The organism is Streptomyces sp. NPDC057963, from assembly GCF_042887155.1.
Taxonomy (GTDB): domain Bacteria; phylum Actinomycetota; class Actinomycetes; order Streptomycetales; family Streptomycetaceae; genus Streptomyces.
Genome location: NZ_JBHVPX010000003.1, coordinates 56,138 through 64,869, shown reverse-complemented (window position 1 = coordinate 64,869; position 8,732 = coordinate 56,138). Strand labels below are relative to the sequence as shown.

Sequence of the window (8,732 nt, the reverse complement as noted above, 5' to 3'; positions counted from 1 at the left end):
CACCTTTGGACGCCTCGCGCGGAACCATTACGCCGACACCACGTCACAACACCGCCGTGTAACCCCCCCACTACCCCCGGCCCGCTCCGTCGGAGCGGGCCGGCGAGGGCGGTGCCAAGGAGGCTCCCGGGGGCAGGATCTCCGTAGCGGTCTACGCGGAGGACCTGATCCTGCAGACCGGCGTGGTCCACCAACTGCGCCAGCGGCCCGAGATGGACCTGATAGCGGACTCCGAGGCCGACCTGGCCCAAGTCTCCTTAGTAGTCGTGGACATGGTGGACGAGCCCACCGTCCAGCTCCTGCACCGTCTGCAGCGCAACACCGCGACCCGCACCGGACTCGTCGTCGGCTTCTTCGAGTCGGGCGCGCTCCAGACCATGATCGAGTGCGGCGTGGCCGCCGTGCTGAGGCGCGGAGAGGCCGATCAGGACAGTCTCGTCCACATGGTGAAGGCAATGGCGAACGGTGAAGGCGTGCTGCCGGGCGACCTGCTCGGGAAGCTCCTCGACCATGTCAGCAGCCTCCAGCGCACGGTCCTCGATCCCCGGGGACTCTCGCTGTCCACCCTCACGACACGGGAGGCGGAGATGATCAGGCTGGTGTCGGAGGGCTTCGGCACCGCGGAGATCGCGCAGAAGACCTCGTACTCCGAACGCACCGTCAAGAACGTTCTGCACGAGGTGGCGACACGGCTCGAACTGCGCAACCGGGCCCACGCCGTCGGCTACGCCATGAGACACGGACTCATCTGAGTTCTGCGACGGGCTCCCGCGCGGACGACCTGAGGACGTCGCCGCGCGGGAGTGCGGGTGCCTCCGGGAAGAGACCCGGGGAGGGGCCGCCGCAAAGGGCAGCGGCCCCTTCCCCCGCTCCGGGTACTCCGGGCCTGTCCTTGGCCCCCCGCAAGCGCGATGCTTGTGGTGGAGAGTCGTCAACCAGACTGTGAGGTGGGCCGTGACCGGCACTGCTGGCCCGGCGAGGCATACCCGGCTGGGCCGACTGGTGGGCACCGCGGTGCTGTTGACGCCGTTGCTGGTGGCGGGTTCCGTGTCCGCCCCGCAGGGCGCGCCGAGGGCCGTCGCGGCGGCGGACGAAGTCCCGGCGGACGCCGGGCGTATCGCCTACGCCGGTACCGAACACCGAAGCCTCGGCCGGGTCGCCGACCCGGCCACCAGCGCCCCGCTGTTCGGAACCGGGCCGGCCCACTACGACCAGGACCCCTCCGCGCGCGGTGAGGTGCTGGTCTTCACCAGCCTGCGCGACAGCCTGCGACCGCAGGTGTACGTGCGCGACGCCGGCGGAGCGGTGCGCAGGCTCACCACCGACCGGGACGCCGCACACCCCGAACTCTCCCCGGACGGGCGGACCGTGGTGTTCGACTCCGCGGAGCGGGGGCCGGGTGATGTGGTCCAGCGTGACCTGTGGACCGTCGGGATCGACGGCTCCGGCCTGCGGCGGCTGACGGACACCTCCAACAACGAGACCTCCCCGACGTTCTCCCCGGACGGCTCGCGGATCGCGTACTCCTGCGACTCCGGTCCCGGGGGGAGCGGGCTGATATACGAACGGGCCGTGGCCGGCGGCGCGGCGAGGGTGATCAGTGACGGCCCGCCCGGCGACGCCACCGAGCCGGAGTGGAACCCGGTGGACGACGACTCCCACCGCACTCTTGTCGCGTACACCCTCACCACGGACGGGACGAAGGGCCCCCGGCTACGGGTGACCGAGGGTGTCGGAACCGACCGTCCCCTGCTGGCCGGTGTCCAGGCAGACTGGCGCACCCGCTCGGCCGCCTGGCTGCCGGACGGGAAGGACCTGGTCTTCCTCAGCCCCGACACCACCTGCGGGTGCAAGGAGTACGACCACGTCTACCGGACGACCGCCTTCGACGGGACCGAGCCGAGCCTGGCGCTCGGCGAGGACCGTGCGGTCGAATCGCCCACCTGGCTCGGGTCCGCGGACTCCGGGACCGTCGTCGTGGCACGGCGGACCCCCCGCGAGGCCAACGACGTGACGCTCCAGGACGTCCGGCAGGACGGTTCGGACCCGCGGGACCTCGGGCTCTCCATCCTGAAGGAGGACCCGGCGGCCAAAACGAACACCGACCCCGCCAAGGATCCCCTGTTCAACCCCCAGGACATCTACGACCCGTGGACGGAGCGGCAGAGCTACACACCGGACGGCCGGCGCATCGTCGTGACCCGCTTCGAGGGCCAGGAGAAGGAACGCGTCGAACAGATCTGGCTGGCCGACGCCGACGGTTCCCACGAGGCGCGGATGCCGCTCGCCGGACGCGGTCCCCGCGACTGGGACACCGACCCCACGTTCTCCCCGGACGGCACCAGGCTTGCGTTCACCCGGACCTCGCCCGGCGGGGTCGGTGAGGCCGCGGGGCCGAGCAGCATTCTCATCGCGGACGTCGCCACGGGAGCGATCGTGGGCCGAATCGTCCCGCCGGAAGGGCAGTTGGCGGGCGGTGACGCGCAGCCGACCTGGTCGTCCGACGGCACCACCCTCGCGTTCACCCGCAACCACGTGATCCGGGGCCTGGGCGGCATCAAGCACGTCTGGACCGTGCCGGTGGCGGCGCTCGACCGGCAGCGGGACCTCAGCGCCACCGTCTGCCCCGGTGAATGCAAGAAGATCGACGACAGCCCCGCCTTCTCCCCCGACGGCAAGTCGATCGCCTTCAACCGGAAGGACGGCGGCGGCCAGGTCGACGAGCGCGCCGGAATCATCGTGACCTCGCCGACCGGCGGCGAGTGCCGGGTCGTGCTTCCGTCCGTCCAGCGGAACAACCCCGACGCATGCCATCAGGACATCCCCGACACCTCGCAAACCGGGCCCTTCCAGCCCCGCGACGTGGCCTGGTCGCCGGACGCGGGGCGGCTGGTGCTGAGTTCACGGAGAGCGCTCGCGCCGAACTCCCCCGAGCAGCTGTCCGTCCTCGACCTCTCCTCCGGCACGCTGACGCCGTTCGGCGACAGACTCACCGGGCGGCAGAAGGAGCCAGCCTTCCAGCAGTCGGTCGACCTGTCCCTGACCGCACCGCCCACCGGCCCCGCGGTGGAGACCGGCTCCTCCGTATCGGTGACGGTCACCGTCACCGACAAGGGTCCCGCACCCTCGCCCGGCACCACGCTCACGGTCGACGCCCCGCCCGGCGTGCGCCTGGAGGAGCTCACCACCCCGGCCGGGCCCTGTGCCGCCGGATCGCCCCAGTGCGACCTGGGCGTGCTCCGGCCGGGCGCCAGTGTGGAGGTCACCGCTCGGCTGACCGGGGTGACGCCGGGGGACCAGCAGATCGGCTGGTCGGTCACCGGAGCCGTGGTCGATCCGAACCCCACGGACAACGCCACCGGGACGACCGTCCCGGTCCAGGACGGACCCGGGACACCGACGCCCACCCCGTCTCCTTCGCCCTCGCCTCCCCGGCCTCCGGCCCCCCTGCCGCCCGAACCCGAGGCGGGGCCCGCGGTCACGGTGCGGGCCCAGCCCAGCCCCGGCTTCGTCGGCGGCCGGGTGGTGGTGACGTACACCGTGCGCAACGGCAGGAACGCGCTCGCCACCGGCCTGCGGCTCAGGCTCGGACTGCCCGCGCGGATCCCGGCGGGTCCGCTTCCGGCGGGCTGCGCAGCCGGCGTGTGCGCCCTGCCCGACCTGGTACCGGGAGCCTCCACGGTCGTCCGTGTCGTGCTCAAGCCGGACCGGGCGCTGAGGACGGCCATGACCGGAACGCTGACCACGACCGGTACCGACGCCGACACAGGCGACAACGTCTCCAGGATCCCGCTGCGCATCCTCCAGCCCCGTATCGTCGCGGTGCCGGCCGTCGGCAAACCGGGGTTCGTCACTTCCGTACGAGGCAAGGACTTCCCGCCCGGAGCGCCAGTGACGCTCACCTGGAAGCCCGGGATCACGGCAGCCGCGCTCCCCACCGTCCCGCGCGGGGACCGTACGTTCATCGCGCAGCTGCTGATCCTGGCGAAGGATCAGACGGGGCCGCGCACGATCACCGCCCGAGGACCGGGGTTCGGCCCCGTCACCACGCCCTTCCTGGTGGTCAGCGGCACCATCGTTCCGCCGGACGAGGTGGGGCGCAGGTGATCCACGAAGTCGACGAGGGGCTGCGACTGCTGCTGATCGACGCCGGCCTCCAGGAGAGCGGGGTCGACCTGGTCTTCGACGCACCGACGAAGGACTGGTCCGCCCGGCGCAACGCCCCCACGGTCAGCGTCTTCCTCCACGGCATCCGTGAGGATGCGGCCCGCCGCCGTACCGGCACGGCGGAGGAGCACGACGACCACGGCGTGGTCGTCGGCCGGCGGACCCCGCCGCGCTGGTTCGAGCTGACCTATCTGGTGACCGCCTGGACCAATCGTCCGCAGGACGAACACCGCCTGCTCTCCGAGGTGTTGCGCTGTCTCGTACGGTCGGACGTCCTGCCCGCCCGCATGCTCACCGGCAGCCTCGCCGAGCTCGGGCTGACCGTGGAGATCGAGGCGGCGGGTCCGGGCACCGACCGGCCGTCCTCCCTGGACGTGTGGTCCGCGCTCGGTGGTGAGCTCAAGGCCGCGATCGACCTGCGTGTGTGGGCACCGCTGGCCGGGGAACGGACTTCCGCCGGACCGCCGGTCACCGAAGGGCTGGTGGTGAAGGCCGCGCCCGCGCAGGGCGGCGACGGGGCAGGGCCGGGACGCCGGCTGCGCTACGACGGGGCGTCCGACCCCGGCGAGCAGGGCTTCGCCGCCGAACGTGAACGGCAGTTGCCGCCCGGTCGGCGAAGGCGTGGGGGCGCGGCTCGATGACCACCGCACAAGGCACCCGTGCCGTCCGCGAACCGCCCGGCACCCCGACGGCGGCGGTCGAGGATCTCTGGGAGCGGTTGATCCACGTCGAGCAGCGGGTCAGGCACGCCGTGGCGGCCCGGCGGGCCACCGACCCGGAACCGGACGATCCGTACCGGGGGCAGTACCTCACCCCCGAGGCGGCCGAGCGGATCGTGGCCTCCCGCGACGCGTTCGCGCCCGTACCGGCGTACGGCTCCGAGCCCTCGCCGAACTCCCCGCCCGGGAGTCGTATCGGGCAACTCGCCGAGAACTTCGGCCTGGTACCCCTCGACGTCGACCTGCTGCTGGTCGCGATGGCACCCGACATCGACATCCGGTTCGAGCGGCTCTACGGCTATCTCAACGACGACCTCAACCGGCGAAGGCCGGCCATCGGTCTGGCACTCGAACTCTGCGGCCTGCCCGCGGCGAGCTCGGGCCGCTTCCGGTTCTCGCCGTCCGCTCCGCTCGTCGCGGGCGGGCTGCTGGAGGTTCTGGAGGCCGACCGCCCCCTGCTCTCGCGGGTGCTGCGCGTGCCGGACCGGATCACCGCGTACCTGCTCGGTGATGATGAGACCGATGGGAGGCTCCGCGGCCTGGTCCGGGTGGCCGGTCCCGAGGAGGAGCCCGACACGGGACCGGAGACCCTGCGGGTCGCGGCGGCATTGGGCACGGGCAGCGGCCTGGTGCATCTGCTGGACCGGGGAGGCGACCCGGGCAGGCTGGCGGTCGAGGCGCTCCTGGCCGCAGGGCGCCGTCCGCTGGTGGTCGACATCGCGGCGTTCGCCGCCGCTCCCGAACCGGCGGAGCTCGTACGGACCCTGGCGGCCGAGGCCCGGCTGAGCCGCGGCGGTGTCGTCCTCGGACCGCTCGAAGCGCTCGCCCCCGAGCGGCCCGAAGGAGCCCGCCTGCTCGGTCGCCTGTGCGCGGCCCTCAGCGGCGCTCCCCTGATCGCGTACGGGAAGAAGAACTGGGACCCGCTGTGGACCAGGGACAGCCCGGTTCCGGTCCGCGTCCTGCCCCCCGGCCCCACGGGCGTGGCGCGGCAGTGGCGTCGCGCGCTCGCCGAGGCCGGAACGTCTGTCGGACTGCCCGCCGGGAACGTGCCGGCCGACGAGGGCGTCATAGCGACCACCACCTCCTACCGGCTCGACTCCGAGCAGGTGCGCAAGGCCGCCGCCGTCGCCTCCCGGCTGGCTGTCCTGGAGGAGCGTCCGGTGGACGTGCAGGACCTGCGCACGGCGGTCCGGGCACAGAACGGCGCGGGGCTCGAACGGCTCGCCCGTCGCATCGAGCCCGCGGTCGGCTGGGACGACCTCGTGCTGCCTTCCGCGACCCGCCGCCAGCTGTCCGAACTCGCCCTGCGCGCCCGCCACCGCGGGCAGGTGCTCGGCCAGTGGCGGATGCGGCCGGGCGGTGGCCGGGGGCGGGGGGTCATCGCATTGTTCGCCGGCGAGTCCGGCACCGGAAAGACCATGTCCGCCGAGGTGGTGGCGGCTGAGCTCGGCATGGAACTCTACGTCGTGGACCTGTCCATCGTGGTGGACAAGTACATCGGTGAGACCGAGAAGAATCTCGAAAGGATCTTCGTCGAGGCGTCCGACGTCAACGGCATCCTGCTGTTCGACGAGGCGGACGCCATTTTCGGGAAGCGCTCACAGGTCAAGGACGCGCACGACCGCCATGCCAACGTGGAGTCGGCCTATCTGCTGCAACGGATCGAGTCCTTCGACGGCATCGCGGTGCTCACCACCAATCTGCGGGCCAATCTGGACGAGGCATTCACCCGCCGCCTCGACGTGATCGCGGAGTTCCCCATGCCGGACGCCCAGCAGCGACTGGCCCTGTGGGACCGCTGCCTCGGGACGGCGATCCCGCGCGACGCGGAACTCGACCTGGACTTCTGCGCGCACCGCTTCGAGCTGGCGGGAGGATCGATCCGCGCCTGCGCGGTGACCGCCGCCTACCGGTCGGCGGAATCGGGGAGACCGCTCGGTATGGAGCAGATCGTCTCGGCGGTACTCCAGGAGTACCGCAAACTCGGCCGGCTGGTCATGGAAAGCGAGTTCGGCCCTTGGCTGGACCGCGTGCAGGGGCGCGGCGAAGGATAGGCCCTGAGGGAATCCGGACCGTACCTCTTCCGGCAGGCCGTGGGCCGGAGCCCATGGCCCGACCGCAGCGGCGCCCGGCGCCGCCGCCCGGGTGATCGGCGTACTGCCGTTCGAGCGGATGCCGAAGCCTTCTCCGCGTGGCCGCGCGGTTCCTGGCACCGGCATCTCTACGATCCGACCGGCGAGCCGTTGGAGTTCGTCGTGACATCGCGGCGGGCGTGACCTCGCCCGGCCGCAGGCCTCCCCGGGGAGAAAAGTGGTCCGGTCGAGCAACCGTGTTTCGCCGCCCCTGCTGCTGGTCGGCCTGGCCCTCGGCGCCGCCTGGCTGGCCGGCTGCGCGGACCGGGCGCCGGCGGAGCGTTCCGACGCCCCGCACCAGTCCGCCGCGGAGGCCGGTGCCACATCCGCGGGCCGGGGCCTACGACTGCAGGACCCCCCGGAGCTGGTCAGCCGCAACGGGGTTCTCAAGGCATCCATCGTCGTGGAACGGCGCAAGGTCCCGGTCGGCGACCGCCAGTTGTACGCGACGACCTACAACGGTGCGTACATGCCGCCCACCTTGCGCGTACGGCCCGGCGACCGCATCGATCTCACCCTGACCAATCGCGTCGACGAGGACACCAACGTGCATACGCACGGCCTCCATGTATCGCCGCGTGCCCCGGCCGACGACATTTTCATCGCCGTCAAGTACGGCCACTCGTACCACTACTCGTACCGGCTGCCGCGCAGCCAGCCCACCGGCACCTACTGGTACCACTCGCACGCCGACATGATGTCCGCTGCCCAGGTCGCGGGCGGCGAGTCCGGCGTCATCGTCGTCGAGGGGCTGCGGAACCACCTGCCGCCGTCGTTGCGCGGCATCACCGAGCACACGGTCGCGCTCAAGGACTTCCAGGTGCAGGGCGATTCGATCAAGACCCATCCCCTGAGCATCGGCGCGCCCACCAACCGCACGGTCAATGGCCAGACGAACCCGGTCATCCACATCCGGCCGGGCGAGACCCAGCTGTGGCGGTTGGCCAACATCGGCGCCAACATCTTCTACAAGCTCCACCTTCCGGGCACCCGCTTCCACGTGATTGCCCAGGACGGCATTCCCGTCCGGAAGGTCTATGCCCAGGACACGCTGATCATCCCCGCCGGCGCCCGCTTCGACGTCCTCGTCCAGGGCGGCAGCCCCGGCACGGCCCGGCTGGAGACCCTCCCGTACAACAGCGGCCCCGCAGGCAACCAGTTCCCCCAAGCGGCCCTGGCGACCGTCGTCACGGGTGGCCCGCGCACGACCCGGGCCATCGTCCCGACCGGCTTCGCCCCGCACGAGGACCTGAGCCGGGCAACGATCGCGGCCCGCAAGTCCGTGGTCTACACGGAGAACAAGGCGGGCACGGAGTTCTTCATCAACGGCCGGGCGTACGACTCCCGCCGGGTCGACTTCACCTCCGCGCTCGGGACCGTGGAGGAGTGGCGCATCCGCAACGACACGGACGAGGACCACAGCTTCCACGTCCACACCAACAACTTCCAGCTGATGAGCACCGATGGGAAGGCCCACGACCCCTCCCACGGCTGGTACGACACAGTGAACGTGCCTGCACGCGGCGAGATCGTCATCCGGATCCACTTCACCGACTTCACCGGCAGGACCGTCCTGCACTGCCATCTCCTCAACCACGAGGACATGGGCATGATGGCCGTGCTCGACATCGTCCGCGCAGGCCGGGAACCGGGCAAGTGACCACCGATCACAGGTAGGGGTGCCGCCCCTTTCGCCGGATCCGCCGTGTGCCTG

General features: G+C 71.6%; 4 protein-coding genes and 1 pseudogene. All 5 read left to right on the top strand.

The window, feature by feature from the left end; genetic code table 11:
- Positions 1-110: 110 nt before the first annotated feature.
- Positions 111-752 (top strand): annotated as a pseudogene (locus ACFVT1_RS07455) (response regulator transcription factor); the annotation flags it as partial.
- A 202-nt stretch (positions 753-954) separates the two neighbouring features.
- Entirely contained in the window at positions 955-4,107 is a 3,153-nt protein-coding gene (locus ACFVT1_RS07450) for a hypothetical protein (protein WP_389793419.1), read from the top strand.
- On the top strand, positions 4,104-4,808 hold the full coding sequence (locus ACFVT1_RS07445; protein ID WP_362206976.1) for a DUF4255 domain-containing protein: 705 nt from the start codon (positions 4,104-4,106) through the stop codon (positions 4,806-4,808). Before ACFVT1_RS07450 ends, ACFVT1_RS07445 begins: the two co-directional genes overlap by 4 nt.
- A complete protein-coding gene (locus tag ACFVT1_RS07440; RefSeq protein WP_389793418.1) occupies positions 4,805-6,940 on the top strand; it encodes an ATP-binding protein in 2,136 nt (711 codons plus the stop codon). Before ACFVT1_RS07445 ends, ACFVT1_RS07440 begins: the two co-directional genes overlap by 4 nt.
- A 256-nt stretch (positions 6,941-7,196) precedes the next feature.
- Positions 7,197-8,678 (top strand): multicopper oxidase family protein, encoded by a 1,482-nt coding sequence (locus ACFVT1_RS07435; protein WP_389793417.1) that lies wholly within the window; start codon positions 7,197-7,199, stop codon positions 8,676-8,678.
- Positions 8,679-8,732 lie beyond the last annotated feature (54 nt).